Origin of the sequence: Streptomyces sp. MMG1121 (assembly GCF_001280015.1) — a bacterium.
Lineage (GTDB): Bacteria > Actinomycetota > Actinomycetes > Streptomycetales > Streptomycetaceae > Streptomyces.
In genome coordinates, this window is sequence record NZ_LGDV01000201.1 from 247,234 (window position 1) to 267,205 (window position 19,972).

Sequence of the window (19,972 nt, forward strand, 5' to 3'; positions counted from 1 at the left end):
CGGCACGGGGCAGCGCGGACCGGCGCGGACCGGCGGGCGGACCGGTGCGGTCAGCGGGTCAGCCCTGTGCCGTCACCGGCTCCGCCGGATTGCGCAGGCCCTCCGCCGCGTCGGCCACCCGGCGGATCAGGTCGAAGAACACGGTCTGCTCCTCGGCCGACAGGGGCGCGAGGAATACCTGGTTCATCCGGGCGGTGCGCACGGTCAGCTTGCGGTGGGTGCGCAGGCCGTCGTCGGTCAGGCGGAGCAGGAAGCGCCGGCCGTCCCCCGGGTCGCGCGTCTTGGTCAGCAGCCCCCGGCGGCCGAGCCGGCTGATGACCTCGGCGATGGTCGAGCGGTCCAGGCCCACCCGCTCCCCCGCGGTCCGCTGATCGAGACCCGGCTCGGCGACGAGCGCGTTCATGACCGCGAACTGCGGTGAGGTGATCTCCTCGGAGACCATCGTGTTCCACAACAGGTAATGGGCCTGCTGGAGCCGCCGGGCCAGATGCCCGGGATGGGTGGCGAGGTCCACGGCGGCCATGCCCACTCCCCTGATCGATTAGTTGGTGTACTGAACGATACCTGGCGATGAGCCTGCGCGTCTGTCGATCGGAATGGTCATATGCAGTGGTCTTGACGACAACTGCCTCCGGTGGCAGCGTGAGGGCCACCTCGCTGAAATACTCAGTGCCCTGATTAATTGACGAAATGGGGCTTCACGGATGGACAAGGTGGTCGCGACGGCCCTGGAGGCGGTGGCCGACGTACCGGACGACGCGTCCCTCGCGGTCGGCGGGTTCGGGCTGAGCGGTGTGCCGAACGTGCTGATCCAGGCGCTGTACGAGCGCGGGGTCGGCGGGCTGGGCGTGGTGTCGAACAACTGCGGGGCGATGGAGACCGGGCTCGCGGTACTGCTGGCCGCGGGGCGGATCGCGCGGGTGACCGGCTCGTACATCGGCGCGAACAAGGAGTTCGGCCGCCAGTACCTCGCCGGCGAGCTGGAGGTGGAGCTGATCCCGCAGGGCACGCTCGCCGAGCGGCTGCGCGCGGGCGGCGCCGGGATCCCCGCCTTCTACACCCCGGCCGGGGTCGGCACCCAGGTCGCCGAGGGCGGGCTGCCCTGGCGCTACGACGGCCAGGGCGGCGTCGCGCTCGCCTCACCGCCGAAGGAGGTGCGGGAGTTCGACGGCGTGGAGTACGTCCTGGAGCGCGCCATCCGCACCGACTTCGCGCTGGTCAGGGCCGCGAAGGGCGACCGGCACGGAAACCTGGTCTTCAACCGGTCCACCCGGAACTTCAACCCCCTGGCCGCCATGGCCGGCAAGGTCACGATCGCCGAGGTCGAGGAGCTGGTCGAGCCCGGCGAGATCGACCCGGACGCCGTGCACGTGCCGGGCATCTTCGTGCAGCGCGTCGTGGCGCTGACCCCGGAGCAGGCGGCGGACAAGCGGATCGAGCAGCGGACGGTGAGCAGCTGATGGCCTGGACACGCGAGGAGATGGCCGCGCGGGCCGCGCGCGAGCTTCGGGACGGCCAGTACGTCAACCTCGGCATCGGGCTGCCCACGCTGATCCCGAACCATCTGCCCGAGGGCGTCGAGGTGGTCCTGGAGTCGGAGAACGGGATTCTCGGCACCGGGCCGTACCCGACCGACGACCAGGTCGACCCGGATCTGATCAATGCCGGCAAGGAGACCGTCACCGTGCTGCCGGGCGCGTCCTTCTTCGACTCGGCGCTGTCCTTCGCGATGATCCGCGGTGGGCACATCGACGTGGCCGTGCTCGGCGCGATGCAGGTGTCCGCCGCCGGCGACCTGGCCAACTGGGCCGTGCCCGGCAAGCTGGTCACCGGGATCGGCGGCGCGATGGACCTGGTGCACGGCGCCCGGCGAGTGATCGCGGTGATGACCCACACCGCGAAGGACGGCTCCCCGAAGATCCTGAAGGAGTGCACGCTGCCGCTCACGGGCAAGGCGTGCGTGAACCGAGTCATCACGGATCTCGCGGTGCTGGACATCACCGAGGAGGGGCTCACCCTCGTGGAGACGGCGCCCGGTGTGCGTGTGGACGAGGTCGTCGCCCGGACCGACGTTGAACTGAGCATCGCGGAGAACCTGCTGTGAACACGGTTTACATCGTCGACGCCGTCCGCACCCCGATCGGCCGCTACAACGGCGCCCTGGCCTCCGTACGCCCGGACGATCTCGCCGCCCACGCCCTGCGTGCGCTCCTCGACCGCACCCCGGACCTGGACCCGGCCCGGATCGACGACGTCTACCTCGGCAACGCCAACGGCGCCGGCGAGGAGAACCGCAACGTGGCCCGGATGGCCGGGCTGCTCGCCGGTCTGCCGACCTCCGTGCCGGGCGTGACCGTCAACCGGCTGTGCGCCTCCGGGCTGGAGGCGGTCGTCCAGGCGGCCCGCGCCATCGCCGTCGGCGACGCGCACATCGCCCTCGCCGGCGGAGTCGAATCCATGACCCGCGCCCCCTACGTCCTGCCCAAGTCCGACCGGCCCTTCCCGGCCGGACACGCGGAGCTGTACTCCACGACGCTCGGCTGGCGCATGGTCAATCCGAGGATGGACCCGCAGTGGACCGTCCCGCTGGGCGAGAGCGCCGAGCTGATCGCCGACAAGCACGGGATCGGCCGGGAGCAGCAGGACGAGTTCGCCCTCTCCTCCCATCGCAAGGCGGCCGCCGCCCGGGAACAGGGCCTGTTCGACGCCGAGTCGGCGCCCGTGCTCGTCCCGCGGCGCAAGGGTGAACCGGTGGTCGTCGCCGTGGACGAGTGCGTACGGCCGGACGCCTCGCTCGCCGCGATGGCCAGGCTCGAGCCGTCGTTCCGCAGCCAGGGAGGTACAGTCACCGCGGGCAACGCCTCCCCGCTCAACGACGGTGCCGCCGCTCTGCTCCTGACCGATGAGGAGGGGCTGAAGGCCACGGGCCGCGAGCCGCTCGCCCGGATCCGCGCGACCGGTGTGTCCGCGACCGACCCGCAGTACTTCGGGATCGCCCCGGTCGAGGCCGTCAACCGCGCACTCGCCAAGGCGGGCAAGGGATTTGACGATCTGTCAGTCCTCGAACTGAACGAGGCCTTCGCCGCCCAGGTGCTCGGGTGCCTCGCCGGGTGGCCCGAGTTCGACCCGGCGGTCCTCAACCCCCAGGGCGGGGCCATCGCGCTCGGCCATCCGCTCGGCGCCTCCGGTGCCCGGCTCGCCGGCACGGTCGCCCACCAGCTCGCCCGCCGCGGCTCCGGCACCGGCGTGGCCACCCTCTGCATCGGCGTGGGCCAGGGCCTCGCCCTCGTCCTCGAACGGTAAGGAAGCGTCCTCCATGCCCCTCACACAAGCCGACATCGACGTCGAGATCGCCACCGAGCACGCCGCGTACGCCAAGCGGGTCGCCGACGGCGCACCCGTCGAGCACCACCCCCGCCGCGACTACGCCCCGTACCGCTCCTCCGTCCTGCGCCACCCCCGGCAGGCGCTGGTCGCCATCGACACCGCCAAGGACCCGGAGCTGGTCGAGCTGCACTCCCCCGCCTTCGGCGAGCGGGACATCACGGAGACCGACGACGACCTCACCCGGCACCATCGCGGCGAGCCGGTCGGTGAGCGGATCACCGTCTCCGGGCGGCTGCTGGACCGCGCCGGGCGCCCGGTGCGCAGCCAGCTGATCGAGATCTGGCAGGCCAACTCGGCCGGGCGCTACGCCCATCAGCGCGAACAGCACGACGCGCCGCTCGACCCGAACTTCACCGGCGTCGGCCGCACCCTCACCGACGCCGAGGGCCGCTACCACTTCACCACCATCCAGCCAGGCCCCTACCCATGGCGCAACCACGTGAACGCCTGGCGCCCGGCGCACATCCACTTCTCGGTGTTCGGCTCGGCGTTCACCCAGCGGCTGGTGACGCAGATGTACTTCCCGAACGACCCGCTCTTCCCGTACGACCCGATCCTGCAGTCGGTGACGGACGACGCGGCCCGGCAGCGGCTGGTCGCCTCCTACGACCACGGTCTGTCGGTGCCGGAGTTCTCGCTCGGCTACCGGTGGGACATCGTGCTCGACGGCCCGGCCGCCACCTGGATCGAGGAAGGACGCTGACCGCCATGACGAAGATCGACACCAGCGGCCCGGAGCACGCGCCGCCCACCCCGTCCCACACCGTCGGCCCCTTCTACGGCTATGCGCTGCCCTTCCGCGGCGGCGAGGAGATCGCACCGCTCGGCCACCCGGACACGGTCACCGTGCACGGGTACGTCCTCGACGGCGCCGGAAGGCCGGTGCCGGACGCGCTCGTCGAGCTGTGGGGGCCGCGCCCCGACGGCACGGTCCCGCGGGTGGACGGCTCCATGCGCCGGGATCCGGCGACCGGCGGCCACCTGGGCCGCAACGGCGTGGAGTTCACCGGCTGGGGCCGGATCCAGACGGACGCCGACGGCCACTGGTACGCCCGTACGCTCCGGCCCGGCCCGCGGGGGACGGGCGCGCCGTACCTCAGCGTGTGTGTCTTCGCGCGCGGTCTGCTCGTGCATCTGTTCACCCGGATCTATCTGCCGGGCGACGAGACGGCGCTGGCCACCGACCCGCTGCTCACCCGGGTGGGCGACCGGCGCGGCACGCTGATCGCCGGTGCCGAGGGCGGGGGCACCTACCGTTTCGACATCCGCCTTCAGGGCGAAGGCGAGACGGTCTTCCTGGAGTACCGGTGACCGCCGGCGGCGACACCGGCCTGCTGGCCCCCGGATGGGCGGGCTCCCCGGCCGCGGCCACCACGAGCGACACCGCTTTCCTGCGCGCCCTGCTCGACACCGAAGCGGCCCTGACCCGCGCCCAGGCCGCGCTGGGCCTCGCCCCCACCGAGGCCGCCGACGCGGTGACCGAGGCGGCGGCCGCCCCCGACCGCTTCGACGTGCGCTCGCTCGCCGGGCGCGCCCGGGCCGGCGGCAACCCGGTCATCCCTCTGCTCGCCGACCTCACCGCCGCGGTGGGCGAGCCGTACGGCCCGTATGTGCACCGGGGCGCCACCAGCCAGGACATCCTGGACACCGCCGCCATGCTGGTCGCCACGCGCACCCTGGAACCGGTCCTCGCCGACCTCGCCCGCACCGAGCGCGCGCTGGCCCGGCTCGCCGCCGGGCACCGGGACACCCCGATGCCGGGGCGCACGCTCACCCAGCACGCGGTGCCGACGACGTTCGGCCTGAAAGCGGCCGGCTGGCGCTCGCTCGTCCTGGACGCCCGCGACCGCATCACGCGGGTGCGTCGGACGCTTCCGGTCCAACTGGGCGGCGCGGCCGGGACGTTGGCCGCCTACCAGGAGTACGGCGCCCGGGACGCGACCGCACTGACCGAGGCGTACGCCCGCGAGCTGGGCCTCGCCGCACCGCCGTTGCCCTGGCACACGCTGCGCACCCCCGTCGCCGATCTGGCCGGCTGCCTGGCCTTCACCGTGGGCGCCCTGGGCAAAGCGGCCGAGGACGTGCTGACGCTGTCGCGCACGGAGATCGGCGAGGTGACCGAGGGCAGCGGCGGCGGTTCGTCCGCCATGCCGCACAAGGCCAACCCCGTGCGCTCCACCCTGATCGCGGCCGCCGCCCGCCGCGCCCCGCAGCTCGCGGCCATGCTGTACGGATCGCTCGCCGCCGGGGACGAGCGGCCGGCCGGGGCCTGGCACGCCGAGTGGGAGCCGCTGCGCGACCTGCTGCGACTGGCCGGCGGCGCAGCCAGGGACGCGGCCGAACTCGCCGAGGGCCTGCGGGTGAACGCCGAGGCGATGCGCCGGAACCTGGACCTCACCCGGGGCCTGATCGTCTCCGAGCGGCTGTCCGCCGTGCTGGCGACCCGGCTCGGTCGCGCCCGGGCGAAGGAGCTGCTCACCGAACTCGCCGGCCGCACCCGCAGCGAGGACCGCCCGATCGGTGAACTGCTCGCCGAAGAACCGGAGTTGAAGGACATCGACCTGGCCGAGCTGTCCGACCCCACGCACTACACCGGTTTCGCCGGTGCCCTCACCGACCGTGCCCTGGAGCGACGTTGACCGTGAAACTCCTCAACCACCAGGCGGAAGGCCCCGCTTCCGCTCCCCCGCTGCTGCTCGGGCCGTCGCTGGGCACGTCGTACGCCCTGTGGGACGCGGTGGCGCCCGAGCTGTCGGCCGGGCACCGGGTGGTGCGCTGGGATCTGCCGGGGCACGGCGGCTCGGCGGCGGACCTGATCGGGCCGGGTGCGACCGTCGGCGACCTCGCGGCGCTGGTGCTGGGCCTCGCGGACGCGCTCGGCATCGACCGGTTCGGCTACGCGGGCGTCTCCCTCGGCGGCGCCGTGGGCCTCCACCTGGCCGTGCACCAACCCGACCGGCTGACGTCGCTCGCGGTCCTGTGCTCCTCGGCCCACTTCGGCGGGAGCACGCCCTGGCGGGAGCGGGCGCAGCGGGTACGGCGCGAGGGGCTGGAGTGGCTCGTGGAGAGCGCCGACGCACGCTGGTTCACACCCGGGTTCACCGTGCCCCGGCTGGTGCGGGACCACCGGGAGGCCGACCCGGAGGCGTACGCCGCCTGCTGCGACGCGCTCGCCGCGTTCGACCTGCGCGACCGGCTCGGCGAGATCACCGTACCGACGCTCCTCGTGGCGGGCCGGGAGGATCCCGCGACGCCGCCCGCCCAGCTGCGGGAGATCGCCGACGCGGTGCCCGGCTCGACGCTGGTGGAGCTGCCCGGGGCCTCCCATCTGGCACCCGCGCAACGCCCCCGGGCCGTGCTCACCGCGCTGCGCACCCAGCTCGACGGACCGCCCGTGAGCGGGATGGCGGTGCGCCGGGAGGTGCTGGGCGACGCGCACGTGGACCGGGCACAGGCCCGGCAGACCCCTTTCACCGCTCGCTTCCAGGACTTCATCTCCCGCTACGCCTGGGGGGAGGTCTGGACCGACCCGACGCTGTCCCGCCGCGAGCGCAGCATGATCACCCTGACCGCGCTGGTCGCGCACGGCCACTACGACGAGCTGGCCATGCACGTCCGAGCGGCCCGCCGCAATGGACTGACCCCCGAGGAGATCGGCGCGGTGCTCCTCCAGACGGCCGTCTACTGCGGGGTGCCGGCCGCCAACTCCGCTTTCGCGACGGCCCAACGGGTGCTCGCCGAGGAAGAGGGCGCGGGCTGAGGGGCGAGGGTGCCCAGGTCGCCGGCGGGGGAACACCCAGCACGGGACGTGCTGTACACGGCGGTGGTCCGCGAGAGCGTCGTGCCCCCGTGGCACACGGGCGCACGACGGGACGTACGACCCACAGGTCCGCGAGCGGCCGGCCGCGGTGCCGGAGCAACTGCTCGCGGTGGGCCCTCAGCGCAACCCGCGCCCCGTCTCCAGCACCTCCCTCGCCTGTGCCACCAGGCCCTCCGCCCCGCACGCCCGGGCGAGGTCAAGGCCCCGGCCCAGTTCCGCGACGGAGCGGGCGGCGATGCCGTACTCGACGCGGGCCGCCGCGTGTTCGTACTGGCAGGGTGAGGCCTCCAGATACGTGACGGCCTGGGCGGCGAGCTGGACCGCGCGGCCGCCCGTCTCCAGCGCGGCGGCACAGCGCAGGGCCTCGCCGATCGCGGTGTCCGTGCCGAAGCGCTCGGCCTGCAGGCGGGCGTCCGCCGCGAGCCGGGCGGCACGGGCCGGGTCCTGCACGGCGAGTGCCTTGGCCAGGTCGATCGACCAGGGCGCGAGCACCGGGTTGTGGCCGCCGCGCGAGGCGGCCGTCTTCTCGGCGGCCTCCAGCTCGTTGATGCCGTCCTCGATCCGGCCGACGGCGAGCAGCAGCCTGCCGCGCACGGAGCGGATGTCGGGCAGCACGATCGTGGACGGGTACGGCGGTGCGAAGCCGTACTGGTCGGCGATCGCCCAGGCCTCCTGGACCCGGCCGCGGGCCAGCAGGGTGTCGACCAGCCCGCAGGTGGCCGACCAGTACAACGGCAGCCCGCGCCCCACCCGTTCGGCGAGGACCAGTGCCTCGCGCAGTGTGGACTCGGCGTCCCGCAGGCGGCCCTGTCTGCGGTAGGCGAGACCGAGGAAGGCGTTGGCGAGGGAGAGATGGCCGCCGCGCCAGCCGGCGCCGGTGTAGACCCGCAGGGCCTCGGCGAACAGGCTCTCCGCACGGTCGAGCCGGTCGGCATAGGCGTAGGAGCTGCCGAGCATCATCAGCAGCTCGATGCCCCACTCGGGGTCGGTCCAGCCGAGGCCCGGTGCGAGACGGCCGTTGACGAGGGCGCGGTCGCACAGTTCGAGGACCTCGTCGGCGCTCTCGCCGTGGGTCATGGCGTCGAAGCCGCGCAGGATGAGCAGCGCGCGTTCGGCGTTGTCGCGGCCGGTGCAGGTCTTCGCGAGTTCGGCCAGGCGCCGGGAACGGGCCGGGGAGACGGTCTCGCCGTGGATGCCCTCCCACATGAACTGCACGGCCTGCAGCCGCATCCGGGCGGGGCCCGGTTCGTGCCGGGCGGCCTCGGCCTCGACCGTGCGGACGGCCTCCTCCAACTGGTCGTTGTGGAGCAGCGCCTGGGAGAGGCGGACCACCGCGTCGACCCGCCGCTCGCCCGCGAGGCCGGGCATGCCGAGCGCGAACTGGAGGTGGTCGATGGTGACGGCGGGCGCGGTCAGCAGGGTGGCGCAGCCCAGTTCGTACAGGACGTGGGCGTGGACGTCGGGGCGCGGCGGCTCCTCAAGAGCCCGTTCGAGACAGCGGCGGGCCGCGTCGGGCGCGCCGACGGCGAGGTTCTCGCGGGCGGCCTCGCGCAGCTGGGCGACGAGTTCCTCGTCGTCGTCCGGGTGCACCTTGAGCAGGTGCCGGGCGGCCTCGGCGGCGCCGCGGCCCAGCTCGGCGATGATCTGGGCGGCGACGCCGTGCATGGCGGTGCACACGGCGGGCGGGATGGAGTTGTAGACGGCGGTGGCGATCAGCGGGTGGACGAACTCCAGCTCGCCTTCCTCGCGTTCGGTGCCGGCCGCCGGGTCGGGTGTGGTGAGGATGCGGGCGTTGCAGAGGAGTTCGGCGCTGTGCCGGGCGAGGTCGTCGTTCATGGTGGCGAGGCGGGCGACCATGTCGACGGTGATGGAGGTGCCGAGGATGGCGGCGGCCCAGGCGAACCGGGTGGCCTCCAGGCCGAGGCCCTTGAGCCGGTCGACCAGTCCGCCGCCGCGGGCGGAGCGGTTGAGAGCGCGCAGTTCTCCGGCGCGGGCCTCGACCGGCTGGAGTTCGCTGTCCTGCACCTTGGCGAGAAGCTCGACGGTGTCGTAGGGGTTGCCGTCGGTGACGGCCCACACCTCGCGGCAGAACGCGTCGTCGGCGTACCGGCCGAGGGTGGCGCGGGTGAGCCCGGCGGTGGCGTCCGGGGTGAGGGCGCTGAGGCTGTTGACGGGGCTGCCCGCGGCGGATGCCACCGCGTCGAGATGGCGGGCGCTGTCCCCGCTGACCTCGCCGGGGCGGCGGGCGACGACGACCAGCACGGACACGTCGTCCAGGCGCTCGGCGAACGCGGCGAGCCAGCGCAGGGTCTCCTGGTCGGCCCAGTGCGCGTCGTCGATCAGCAGCACGAGGGGCCATTCCCGGCGGGCGAGCCGACGTACCGCGGCGACGAGTCCGTCGCACACGTACTGCGGGTCGGCGCTGCCCTCCTGCGGGTCGACTATGCCGAGGGCGGGGCCGGCGATGTCGTACCAGTCGCCGAGGTACTCGCGGGCCTCTTCCGGCAGCAGGGACAGCAGGGCGGGCTGGAGCAGCTGCCGCACCACGTTGAACGGCACGGACTTCAGGGTCTCCGCGCCGCGCGCCGTCCAGACGGTGCAGCCGCGGCGCTCGGCGACGCGGCGCGTCTCGGCGAGCAGCGCGGTCTTGCCGAGTCCGGCCACACCGCGGAAGACCAGCAGGCTGCCCGAGGAGGACCGGTCGGCGCACAGGACGTCGAGTGCCTCTGCGACGGTGGCGATCTCCGCGTCCCGCTCCCACAGGGAAGCCGAGGCGGCCGTCGGCGGCCGTCCCTCCGTCATCCCGTTACCTCCCCAGGTCGCCCGAACGACGTACAGGGCACGAGCGTAGCCGTCCGGTGGGGCCTTGGGTGGGCGGTCCGGGCAGCTGTTGCCCCGCCGGGTGAAAGTGGGTGCGCTCAGGCGACGCGCACCCGGCCCGAACCGCCGGTCAGCAGCCGACGGAGCGTCAACACCGTCGTGGCGGGGTGCGCCGCCCGGCAGGTGCGGAGAAGATCCGGGGACGAAAAATTCCGGTCCGTTCCGTTCGGGGCGGATCCTCTCATCACACTTTCACGGTCGCCTCATACGGTGGGGGCATGACGCAGGTGACTCCCCCCGGGTGGTACCCCGACCCCGGGCAGACGAACGACGGTCCGCCCACCGAGCGCTGGTGGGACGGCAAGGCCTGGACGGACCGGACCCGCCCCGCCGGGACGGCCGCCGCGTGGGGTCCCCCGACACAGTCGCCGACGGATCCGAGCCCGCAGCCCACGCCCCCGGCGCCCGCGCCCCCCGCGGGGTCCGGTCCGCAGCAGCCCGCTCCCCCGGCGCCTGCCGGGCCTGCCGGGTTCGGTGCGCAGCCGGGGTCCCCCGCTCCCGCCGATTACGGCGCGCAGCCGGGGTACGCGGCGTATCCGGCGTACCCCACCGAGCCGCCGGCCGGATCCCGGCGCAGGCTGCGCAATGGCATAGCCGTCACGGTGGCGGTCCTGGTGCTGGCGAGCATCGGGGGCGGCATCTACGCCCTGACCAGGGACGACGGCAGCGGCAGCGGCGACCGCGCCGCCTCGGGGCAGGGAGCGCCGGGCGGGCAGGACGGTGGCCAGGGCGGAAGTCAGAGCGGTGGCCAGGGCGGGCCGTTCGGCGGCGGCTCGGGCGGGTCCGGTGAGTCGGGCGGCTCCGACGGGTCCGGTGGTTCCGACGGGTCCGGTGGTTCCGGTGGTTCCGGTGGTGGGGCGCCGTCGCCGGGGCAGTCCGAGGCGCCCAAGGTCAAGGGCGGCGGCACGGTGGCGGACGCGGTCAACGGGATCAGCCTGCCGGTGCCGAAGGGCTGGACCGGGCAGGCGATCGACGTCGGCGCGCAGGTGACCTCCGACGACTCCTACAAGTGCCCGGGCGACTCCAGCCAGACCTGCACCGCGGGCGGCGCCTACACGGCTCCGGCGGTGGCACTGGGCATCCGGGGCACCACGGCCGAGGAGGTCGCCAAGGCTGACATCGCGGCCAACGCCAAGGAGTCCTACGGCGGCACCACCTACGGCAGCATCACCTCGCACCAGATGCTGGCTTCGCAGGCGGTGACGGTGGCCGGGCAGAAGGGCTATCTGGTGCGCTGGAAGGCGGTCACCAGCAAGGGTGCCGACGGCTACGTCGAGTCGGTCGCCTTCCCCTCGCCCAACGACGCCAAGCAGATGGTGGTGGTCCGCTTCGGCGTGGACGTCGGCGGCACGACGTCCGTCATCGACGAGATCCTCAAGGGGATCAAGGTGTCGTCCGGCGGGGGCGACGGCCAGAACGTCTGAGCCGGGACCGTCCGGACGCGGAGGTGAGACCGGCCGGGTGGGGCGCCCCTCCGCTCAAAGAGGAGCCCCACCCGGCCGGGGGGTGCGCGCCGCCCCCGTCCCCACGGTGCGGCGCGGGCAGGTCGCCGTTCAGTCATCCCGTGAACGGCGGCCTGGGTCTCAGGTCAACCCGAGCGCGGGCAGCACGATGGCCTCCACGAACCGGGCCAGGTAGTCGGCGTCCGCGTACTGACCGCTGAGCACGGGCCGCACGCGCAGGACCCCGAACATCATCGCGGGGACGTACTCCAGCGCGGGATGGCCCGCCGGGACCTCGCCCCTGGCCACGCCCCGGGCGAGCACCCCCTGCAGCGCGGCGATCTCCGGGTACACCAGCGCCTCGCGCAGCGCCTGGGCCAGTTCCTCGTCGGCCGTCCACGCGTGCCCCAGCGCCTGGAGCAGCTTGGTGTCCTTGCCGGACCAGTCGCCCGCGGCCCGCGCGGCCTGACGCAGGTCCTCGGCGAGCGATCCGGTGTCGATGCCGGCGAAGCGCACCCGGCGGCTGGCGCGCAGGGCCGCCGCGACGAACTGGGGCTTGGTCTTCCACTGCCGGTAGAGCGTGGACTTGCTGCACCGGGTGGTGGCGGCCACGCCCTCCATGGTGACGGACTCGTAGCCGCACTCACGGATCTGCTCCAGCACGGCGTCGAAGAACTCCCGCTCACGCTCCGGCGTGATCTTGGAGCGGCGCGAGGCGACGACCGTGTCCGGTCCGTCCGCGGCCTGCGACGTCATGTGGTGCTTCCCCTCACTCGTGTCCGACGGGTGGTCGATGTACGGCCCCGGCGAAGTCCGGCTCGAGTCCGGCTCGACCGGAGCCGCCGATTCTGTCTCCAGTGTGGCGCACATCAATCGATACGCCAGTGTACCGGTACTGAAGCGTATCGGTACACTGGCGTATCGGTACATCGTCGTTTCGGTACGATGACGTATCGATGGGTTCCGGTCCAGCGCCGGGATCCGCACGCACCACCACACGCACCACCGTCAGCGAGGGGGCCGGGGGATGACAGCCCGAACCGAGCCTGCAGAGGCAGAAACGGAGCCGGACGCACCGGCGCGCCCGGCACTCATACGTGAGCTTCTGCTCGTCGCGGGGCTCTTCCTCGTGTACAAGCTCGGCCGGCAGCTGGCCACGGGCCACACCGGCAACGCCTTCCACAACGCCCACCGCGTGTGGGACCTGGAGCGGGCGCTGTACCTCCCGCACGAGAACGCCGTGCAGTCCGCACTGCTGCACGGCGACGGCCTCGTCCACATCGCCAACACCTACTACGCCACCGTCCACTTCCCGGCGACGCTGGCCTTCCTGGTCTGGCTGTATCTGCGGCGGCCCGCGCACTACGTGTGGGCCCGCCGGGTCCTCGCGGTGGTCACCACGGCCGCCCTGGTGCTGCCGTTCACGTTCCCGTTGGCCCCGCCGCGGATGCTGACCGGGACCGGCCTCGTGGACACCGCGAAGATCTACGGCCCGTCGGTGTACGGCCCGCCGTCCAGCGACCATCTGTCCAACCAGTTCGCGGCGATGCCGTCGCTGCACTTCGGCTGGGCGCTGATGGTGGCGATCGGCCTCATCGTCGCCACCCGGTCCCGGTGGCGCTGGCTGTGGCTGCTGCACCCGCTGATCACCCTGGTGGTGATCGTGGGCACGGCGAACCACTACTGGCTCGACGCGATCGTCGCCACGGCCATGCTCGGCGTCACCCTCGCCGTGATCCATCCGCCGCAGCGCACGGCCTCCACGGCCGGGCGCCACACGGGCCGGCTCGCCCCGGAACCGTCCGTCCTGGTGGGGGCGGGCCGATGAGCGCCGCCGCCCTGGTCGCCGTAGCCCTCTCCCTGGTCTCGGCCGTCGCCTACGCGCTCGCCGCCGTCGCCCAGGAACGGCTCGCCTCCCGCAGTGCAGGCACCGGCCTGCTGCGGCTGCTGGGCACGGGCGCCTGGTGGTCGGCGGTCGGCCTGAACGCGGGTGCCGCGCTGTTGCACGTCGTCGCCCTCAAGTACGGTCCGCTGACCCTCGTCCAGCCGCTGGGAGCGCTCACCCTGGTAGCGGCCGTGCCGCTCGGGGCGCGGGCGGCCGGGCGCCGGGTCAGCTCCGTGGAGTGGCGCGGCACGGCGCTGACGCTGCTCGGGCTGGCCGCGCTGCTCGTCACCGCCTCGGGACCGGCGCCCGAGCGGGTGCTGTCACTGACCGAGGCGCTGGCGGTCGCCGGTACGACCGCCGCCGCGATCGGCATGCTGTCCTGGCCCGGCGCCCGACCGGGCCTCAGGCACGCGACGGCGTCCGGCTTCGCCTCCGGTGTCGCCTCGGCGCTCACCCAGACCGTGACCGTGGCGGCCACGGAGCGTACGGGCCCGGCGCTGAGCACCGAGGAGATCGTGGTCGCCGTCCTCGTCGCCGCGTTCGCCGTCGGCGGGCTGTTCCTGTCCCAGACCGCCTACCGCGGTGGCCTCGGCGCCCCGCTGGCCGTGGTCACTCTCGCCAACCCGGTGGCGGCCGCGGTGATCGGGCTCACCCTGCTCGGCCAGGGCCTCCAGGGCGGCGCGAGCGGTGTGCTGCTGGCTCTCGCCGGGGCGGCCCTGGCCTCGTGGGGTGTGGTCCTGCTCACCCGGGCCACACCCCGGCCGGCGCCCGGGGCCGCGGTTGCAGTCGCTGTCGAGATCGCGGTCGAGGCCGAGGTCGAGGACCATCCCGTGGCCGCCGTCCTGGCCCTGGAGCCGGGCACGGCGACCGCCGAACCGGCCCTGGTGAAACGCCGGCCGGAACAGCCGGGACACCTCACCGCACTCTGACCTCGGGGCAGAGAACACGACGGCGGCCGGTGCGCACGCCCTCTGCGCCACCGGCCGCCGTCGCAGCAGTACTCTGCCGCTGCGTTCTCCCCCGTCGGGGCCTGCTCAGTTCCAGCCCCGCGAGTCCTGCTTGAGGGCGGTGTCGACGGTCAGGGCCGTCGCCACCACGAGGCTCAGCAGCGGCTCGGGAAGCTGGTAGTGGATCTGCAGGACATAGTTGTCCGCGCTCGTGAACAGCGTCTTGGCGAGGCCTTCCCAGGTCTTGGTGATCCGGGCGACCTCGTTGTCCGCATGGTCGACGATCGCGAAGTTCCACGCGCGCCAGTTCTCCGCCTTGATCGCGCCGACCTGCTGGCCGTTCGCGTTCATCGCGAAGTTGATCTTGCCGATCATGTTCTGCTGGACGATCTCACCGACCGGCGAGCCGTCCGGGCGGGTCACGATCACCCGGGACTTGAAGATCTTCGCCGGCCGCGTCAGCAGCAGCTGCGGCTGGCCGTAGGCGTCGCGGATCTCCAGCTTGTGGGTCAGGAACTGGTCCCAGCTGGAGATGAAGCGGAAGATCTTCCGCAGCACGCCCTGCCCGACCTCGGTCACCGCGCCGATCTCACGGCCGCTCTGATCCATGACCTTGTACTCGTTGGTCACCTCGATCAGCTTGGCCTTCTGGTTCACGACCAGGACCGGCTCGGTGAACAGGGTGCCGCCGCCGGGACCGCCGGCCGCGACCCCGGCCTGCTGCTGCACCTGGCGCTGCACCTTGGGGTCGACGGCCTGCTGCTGCGGGACGCCGCCGTACTGCTGGGGGGCGGCCTGCTGCTGCGGGACCTGACCGGCGGGTGCCTGCGCCGGGTTGGTGTGCTGGGTCCACTGCGTGCCGTCCCAGTAGCGGAGCGTCTGGGGCGCTCCGTGCGGATCCGGGTACCAGCCTGCGGGAGTGTTGGATTGCGTGGTCACCGGGGCACACTACCCTGATATGACCGGTACCTGACCAGTCCGCACGGAGCGGTGTTCATCGCCCGGTCACACCGTGGCGATCGCCGGGTCGCTGACGCCGGGACGGCCGTTCTCGACGTGGCCGGCGAAGCCGCGCAGGAAGGCCGGGTCGGCGTCGCAGGTGACCGTCACGTCGTACCAGCGCTTGCTCGCCCCGAGGTCGACCGTGTGCTTGACCGTCGCGCCGGGCCGTACGATCACGGTGGCCGGGTGGCCGCCGTATCCGTTGACCAGCTTCAGCCGCACCGTGCCGGATCCCTTGTTGGTGCAGGTGAGTTCCAGGTGCTCGCCGGCGTGGCGGGCGGTCACCTCCGGTCCGGCGGTCTTGCCCTTGCCCTTGAAGACGCGCAGGAAGCCGTTCGGGCCGTGCACGGAGAGGTCGTGCGAGCCGCCGGAGTAGACCGAGTTCCAGGTGTCGGTGAGGGTCTTGCCGGCCTCGGTGGTGTAGGTCCAGGGTCCGTCGGCGCGGTTGCCGGAGGTCACGAGGAAGGCGGCGCCCGCGTGCGCCCCCGAGGCGAACGTGAGCGTGAACTTGCCGGTCCCGGTGTCCGCGGCACCGTCCACCACCGGGACGTACTTCAGCGGGCGGGTCGGACGGTGGCCGCGCTCCTGCTTGGGCAGGGCGGGGTCGGCGGGCGGCTTGGGCACATAGTCGGGGTGCCGGTCGTGGTCCGGCGGCTGGTAGCCGGCCGTCGACGGCAGCGTGACCGGCTCGGCGTCCTTGCGCGAGAAGTCGAAGGCGGCGGTCAGGTCGCCGCAGACGGCCCGCCGCCAGGGCGAGATGTTCGGCTCGTGCACACCGAACCGGTTCTCCATGAACCGGATGATCGAGGTGTGGTCAAGCGTCTCGGAGCAGGTGTAACCGCCCTTGCTCCACGGCGATACGACGAGCATCGGCACCCGCTGGCCGAGGCCGTAGGCACCGGCGACATGGCCGGCGTCGCCCTTGAACAGGTCGAGCGCGGGGTCCACGGTCGACAGGCCCTGGGCGGCGGAGGCCGGCGGGAACGGCGGGACCACGTGGTCGAAGAAGCCGTCGTTCTCGTCGTAGGTGATGAACAGGGCCGTCTTGCCCCACACCTCGGGGTTGGAGGTGAGCGCGTCGAGGACCTGGGAGACGTACCAGGCGCCGTAGTTGGCGGGCCAGTTGGGGTGCTCGGTGAAGGCCTCGGGAGCGACGACCCAGGACACCTGCGGCAGCTTGCCGGCCTTGACGTCGGCCTTCAGCTGGTCGAAGAAGCCCTCGCCCTTCTTGGCGTCGGTGCCGGTGCGGGCCTTGTCGTAGAGCGGGGCGCCGGGCTGGGCGTTGCGGTACTGGTTGAAGTACAGCAGCGAGTTGTCGCCGTAGTTGCCGCGGTAGGCGTCGTTGATCCAGCCCCAGCTGCCGTTCGCGTCGAGGCCGTCGCCTATGTCCTGGTAGATCTTCCAGGAGACCCCGGCCTGCTCCAGGCGCTCGGGGTACGTCGTCCAGCCGTAGCCCTTCTCGTCGTTGCCGAGGACCGGGCCGCCGCCCTTGCCGTCGTTGCCGACGTACCCCGTCCACATGTAATAGCGGTTGGGGTCGGTCGAGCCCATGAACGAGCAGTGGTAGGCGTCACAGAGGGTGAAGGTGTCGGCGAGCGCGTAGTGGAACGGGATGTCCTCACGGGTCAGGTACGCCATGCTCGTGGTGCCCTTGGCCGGCACCCACTTGTCGTACTTGCCCCCGTTGAAGGCCGCGTGCGTGTCGTTCCAGCCGTGCGGCAGGTCCTGGATGAAGGCCAGGCCCAGATCGTCCGCGTCGGGGTGGAAGGGCAGGACGTCCTTCGTGCCGTCGGACTGGTTCCAGACGGACCTGCCGTTCTGCGAGGCGGAGCGGGGGTCGCCGAAGCCCCGGACTCCGCGCAGCGAGCCGAAGTAGTGGTCGAAGGATCGATTCTCCTGCATGAGGACAACGATGTGCTCGACGTCCTGGACGGTCCCCGTGCGATGGTGGGCGGGCAGGGCGGCCGCGCGCTGGATGCTGCTGGACAGCGCTGTGAACGCCGTGGTGGCGCCCGCGAGTTGAAGGAAGCGGCGCCGGTTTACTTCGGGCATGGGTGTTCGGGTCCTCTCGTCCTGACGTACGTGATGCCGTCGCATGACGGAATCTGCGCGGAGCGAGTGTTCCAAGAGCAACAAACGTCAGGGAAGGGCCTGATGGCATCCATGTGAAAGTCGGCGGTCCGAGAGGTGCTCCGCCGGCCACGGTCGACAGGGACCGTGGCCGGCGGGCGAAACCGCAAGAACGGGACGTATCGGTCAGATCGTCCGGGCGAGGCGGTCGGCGAGCAGCTTGGCGAAGCGTGCCGGGTCGGCCAGGTCGCCGCCTTCCGCGAGCAGGGCGGTGCCGTACAGCAGCTCGGCCGTCTCGGTCAGCTCCGGGTCCGCGGCGCGCTGCTCGTGCGCCTCCCGGAGCCCGCTGACCAGCGGGTGCCCGGGGTTCAGTTCGAGGATCCGCTTGACCGGCGGGAGCTCCTGGCCCATCGCCTTGTACATCTTCTCCAGCGCCGGCGAGACGCCGTCGGCGTCACTGACGAGGCAGGCCGGCGAACTGGTCAGGCGGGTGGTCAGCCGTACGTCCCGCACGTCGTCGAGTGTCTCGCCCAGCCAGGTCAGCAGCGGGGCGTAGGCGCCGGACTTCTCCTCCGACAGCTCCTCCTCGGCGGGCAGGTCGACCGTGCCCCGCGCGACGGACTGGAACTCCCTGCCGTCGAATGCGCGCACCGCCTCGACCCAGATCTCGTCGACCGGGTCGGTCAGCAGCAGGACCTCGTACTCCTTGGCCCTGAAGGCTTCCAGGTGCGGGGAGTTCTCGACCTGTGCGCGGCTCTCGCCGGTCATGAAGTAGATCTTGTCCTGGCCGTCCTTCATCCGGGCGAGGTACTCGGCGAGGGTGGTGGGCTCGTCACCGGCGGTGGTGGCGAACGACGCGATGTCCAGGATCGCCTTGTGGTCCTCGCTCGCGTCGAGCAGGCCCTCCTTGACCGCGGGGCCGAACTCGCGCCAGAAGGTGCGGTACTTGTCGGTGTCGTTCGTCATGAGGTCCTTGACGGTGGACAGGACCTTCTTCGCGAGACGGCGCCGGATCAGCTGGATGTGCCGGTCCTTCTGGAGGATCTCGCGGGAGATGTTCAGCGACAGGTCGGCCGCGTCCACCACGCCCTTGACGAAGCGGAGGTGGGAGGGCAGCAGTTCGCGGCTGTCGTCCATGATGAACACGCGCTTGACGTACAGCTGGATGCCGTGGCGTGCGTCGCGCTGGAACAGGTCGTGCGGGGCACGTGCGGGCAGGAAGAGCAGCGCCTCGTACTCGAAGGTGCCCTCCGCCCGCATCCGGATGGTCTCCAGCGGGTCGGTCCAGTCATGGCTGATGTGCCGGTAGAACTCCCGGTACTCCTCGTCCGCGACCTCGGAGCGCGGGCGGGCCCACAGGGCCTTCATCGAGTTGAGGGTGTCGTCCCCCATCCGGATCGGGAACGCGATGAAGTCCGAGTACTGCTTGACGATCTCCCGGATCTTCCACTCGTCGACGTAGTCGTGGAGGGCGTCCTCCTCGTCCGCGGGACGCAGGTGCACGGTGACCGCCGTGCCCTCCGGGGCGTCCTCGACGGTCTCGATGGTGTAGGTGCCGCCGCCGTCCGACTCCCAACGCACGCCGGTCTCCTCGCCGGCCTTGCGGGTGAGCAGGGTGACCTTGTCGGCGACCATGAAGACGGAGTAGAAGCCGACGCCGAACTGGCCGATCAGTTCGGCCGATTCGGTGCTCTCCCCCTTCGCCCTGCTCTCCTTCATCCGCCGCAGGGTCTCGGCCGTGCCGGAACGGGCGATGGTGCCGACGAGTCCCACGACGTCGTCGCGCGTCATGCCGATGCCGTTGTCACGGACGGTCAGCGTGCGGGCGTCCTTGTCGGCCTCGACGGCGATGTGCGGGTCGTCGGTCCTCAGACGGTCGTCCTTGAGACCGGCGAGGCGCCGCTTGTCCAGGGCGTCGGAGGCGTTGGAGATGAGTTCCCGCAGGAAGATGTCCTTGTTCGAGTAGATCGAATGGACCATCAGCTGCAGGAGCTGTCGCGCCTCGGCCTGGAACTCCAGCGTCTCAGTACTCATTGCGTCCTTTCTCCTCACGTGGTGTGCACACCCGTGCCCCACCCTTGTCGTTCCGTCAGTCCTCGATCCAGCCGTGCCGCCGGGCGAACAGGACGAACTGTTTCCGCACGGCCTGGATCTGTTGACCCGTCAGATCCGGAACGGAGGTCAGCAGGAGCTCCGTCACCTCACGGGTGCACTCGGCGGAGCCGAGCACGTCGCACATCGGTTCCTGGCCCTCCGCGGCGGCCGCGGGTGCCGCCGGAGTGACGGTGGCGGATTCGGCCGCCCGGTCCGGCGGACCTCCCGCCTCCTGCGCGAACCGGACGGAAGAGGCCTTCAGCCCGCGTCCGCCGTCCTCGATCTCGAACTCCACCGCCAGGCCAGAACGCACGGACGACTCGGGAATCAGCAAGTCGTTCACATGCAGGAAGACGTCTTCTCCACCCTGGTCCGGAGCGATGAAGCCGTACCCACGCATCCCGTCGAACCGGATCACCCGACCAGCAGCCATCCTCAACCCCCA

17 protein-coding genes are annotated in these 19,972 nt (G+C 72.2%); 10 read left to right on the forward strand and 7 right to left on the reverse strand.

From position 1 onward, the window contains the following. Window positions 1–58 precede the first annotated feature (58 nt). Complete coding sequence (locus tag ADK64_RS26200; RefSeq protein WP_053662567.1) at window positions 59–523, reverse strand: MarR family winged helix-turn-helix transcriptional regulator; 465 nt, start codon at window positions 521–523, stop codon at window positions 59–61. A gap of 181 nt (window positions 524–704) precedes the next feature. Here ADK64_RS26200 and ADK64_RS26205 point away from each other — a divergent pair, with 181 nt between their 5' ends. Genes ADK64_RS26205 through pcaD form a run of 7 tightly spaced genes read left to right on the forward strand, consistent with a single transcriptional unit; the run spans window position 705 to window position 7,147 of the window. Continuing rightward, the gene (locus ADK64_RS26205; RefSeq protein ID WP_053662569.1) at window positions 705–1,460 is read left to right on the forward strand and encodes a CoA transferase subunit A; all 756 of its coding nucleotides are present in this window, start codon (window positions 705–707) and stop codon (window positions 1,458–1,460) included. Then, a complete protein-coding gene (locus ADK64_RS26210; RefSeq protein ID WP_053662571.1) occupies window positions 1,460–2,104 on the forward strand; it encodes a CoA transferase subunit B in 645 nt (214 codons plus the stop codon). The genes ADK64_RS26205 and ADK64_RS26210 overlap by 1 nt, the downstream gene beginning before the upstream one ends. Continuing rightward, window positions 2,101–3,303: a thiolase family protein gene (locus ADK64_RS26215; RefSeq protein WP_053662573.1), complete on the forward strand. Its 1,203-nt coding sequence runs from the start codon at window positions 2,101–2,103 to the stop codon at window positions 3,301–3,303. The genes ADK64_RS26210 and ADK64_RS26215 overlap by 4 nt, the downstream gene beginning before the upstream one ends. Window positions 3,304–3,316: 13 nt before the next feature. Continuing rightward, entirely contained in the window at window positions 3,317–4,090 is a 774-nt protein-coding gene (pcaH, locus tag ADK64_RS26220; RefSeq protein ID WP_053662575.1) for a protocatechuate 3,4-dioxygenase subunit beta, read from the forward strand. A gap of 5 nt (window positions 4,091–4,095) precedes the next feature. Then, complete coding sequence (gene pcaG / locus ADK64_RS26225) at window positions 4,096–4,698, forward strand: protocatechuate 3,4-dioxygenase subunit alpha (RefSeq protein ID WP_053662577.1); 603 nt, start codon at window positions 4,096–4,098, stop codon at window positions 4,696–4,698. Beyond that, window positions 4,695–6,026 carry a 3-carboxy-cis,cis-muconate cycloisomerase gene (pcaB, locus tag ADK64_RS26230; protein WP_053662579.1) on the forward strand — a complete coding sequence of 444 codons (1,332 nt, stop codon included), beginning with the start codon at window positions 4,695–4,697 and terminating at the stop codon, window positions 6,024–6,026. The genes pcaG and pcaB overlap by 4 nt, the downstream gene beginning before the upstream one ends. Further along, entirely contained in the window at window positions 6,023–7,147 is a 1,125-nt protein-coding gene (pcaD, locus tag ADK64_RS26235; protein ID WP_053662581.1) for a 3-oxoadipate enol-lactonase, read from the forward strand. The genes pcaB and pcaD overlap by 4 nt, the downstream gene beginning before the upstream one ends. 177 nt (window positions 7,148–7,324) lie before the next feature. Here the strand turns inward: pcaD and ADK64_RS26240 are convergent, their stop codons facing one another. After that, window positions 7,325–10,009, reverse strand: coding sequence for an ATP-binding protein (locus ADK64_RS26240; protein WP_053662583.1), 2,685 nt, complete (start codon window positions 10,007–10,009; stop codon window positions 7,325–7,327). 296 nt (window positions 10,010–10,305) lie between these two features. On the opposite strand from ADK64_RS26240, the gene ADK64_RS26245 reads away from it, so the two are divergent. Then, window positions 10,306–11,511 (forward strand): DUF2510 domain-containing protein, encoded by a 1,206-nt coding sequence (locus ADK64_RS26245; protein WP_053662584.1) that lies wholly within the window; start codon window positions 10,306–10,308, stop codon window positions 11,509–11,511. A 159-nt stretch (window positions 11,512–11,670) separates the two neighbouring features. On the opposite strand, the gene ADK64_RS26250 is transcribed toward ADK64_RS26245, so the two are convergent. Further along, window positions 11,671–12,285: a TetR/AcrR family transcriptional regulator gene (locus ADK64_RS26250; protein WP_053662586.1), complete on the reverse strand. Its 615-nt coding sequence runs from the start codon at window positions 12,283–12,285 to the stop codon at window positions 11,671–11,673. 271 nt (window positions 12,286–12,556) lie between these two features. Here ADK64_RS26250 and ADK64_RS26255 point away from each other — a divergent pair, with 271 nt between their 5' ends. Together ADK64_RS26255 and ADK64_RS26260 are read left to right on the forward strand one after the other, a co-directional pair. Beyond that, window positions 12,557–13,357, forward strand: coding sequence for a phosphatase PAP2 family protein (locus ADK64_RS26255; protein ID WP_053662588.1), 801 nt, complete (start codon window positions 12,557–12,559; stop codon window positions 13,355–13,357). Continuing rightward, complete coding sequence (locus ADK64_RS26260; protein ID WP_053662590.1) at window positions 13,354–14,343, forward strand: hypothetical protein; 990 nt, start codon at window positions 13,354–13,356, stop codon at window positions 14,341–14,343. Before ADK64_RS26255 ends, ADK64_RS26260 begins: the two co-directional genes overlap by 4 nt. A gap of 105 nt (window positions 14,344–14,448) precedes the next feature. On the opposite strand, the gene ADK64_RS26265 is transcribed toward ADK64_RS26260, so the two are convergent. From ADK64_RS26265 to ADK64_RS26280, 4 genes are all read right to left on the reverse strand, one after another. Continuing rightward, a complete protein-coding gene (locus ADK64_RS26265; RefSeq protein WP_053662592.1) occupies window positions 14,449–15,300 on the reverse strand; it encodes a phospholipid scramblase-related protein in 852 nt (283 codons plus the stop codon). 66 nt (window positions 15,301–15,366) lie between these two features. Then, on the reverse strand, window positions 15,367–17,415 hold the full coding sequence (locus ADK64_RS26270; RefSeq protein WP_053662594.1) for a phosphocholine-specific phospholipase C: 2,049 nt from the start codon (window positions 17,413–17,415) through the stop codon (window positions 15,367–15,369). Between the two features lie 204 nt (window positions 17,416–17,619). Continuing rightward, window positions 17,620–19,467, reverse strand: coding sequence for a molecular chaperone HtpG (gene htpG, locus ADK64_RS26275; RefSeq protein WP_053662596.1), 1,848 nt, complete (start codon window positions 19,465–19,467; stop codon window positions 17,620–17,622). A 55-nt stretch (window positions 19,468–19,522) separates the two neighbouring features. After that, window positions 19,523–19,960: a cold-shock protein gene (locus tag ADK64_RS26280; protein WP_053662598.1), complete on the reverse strand. Its 438-nt coding sequence runs from the start codon at window positions 19,958–19,960 to the stop codon at window positions 19,523–19,525. Window positions 19,961–19,972 lie beyond the last annotated feature (12 nt).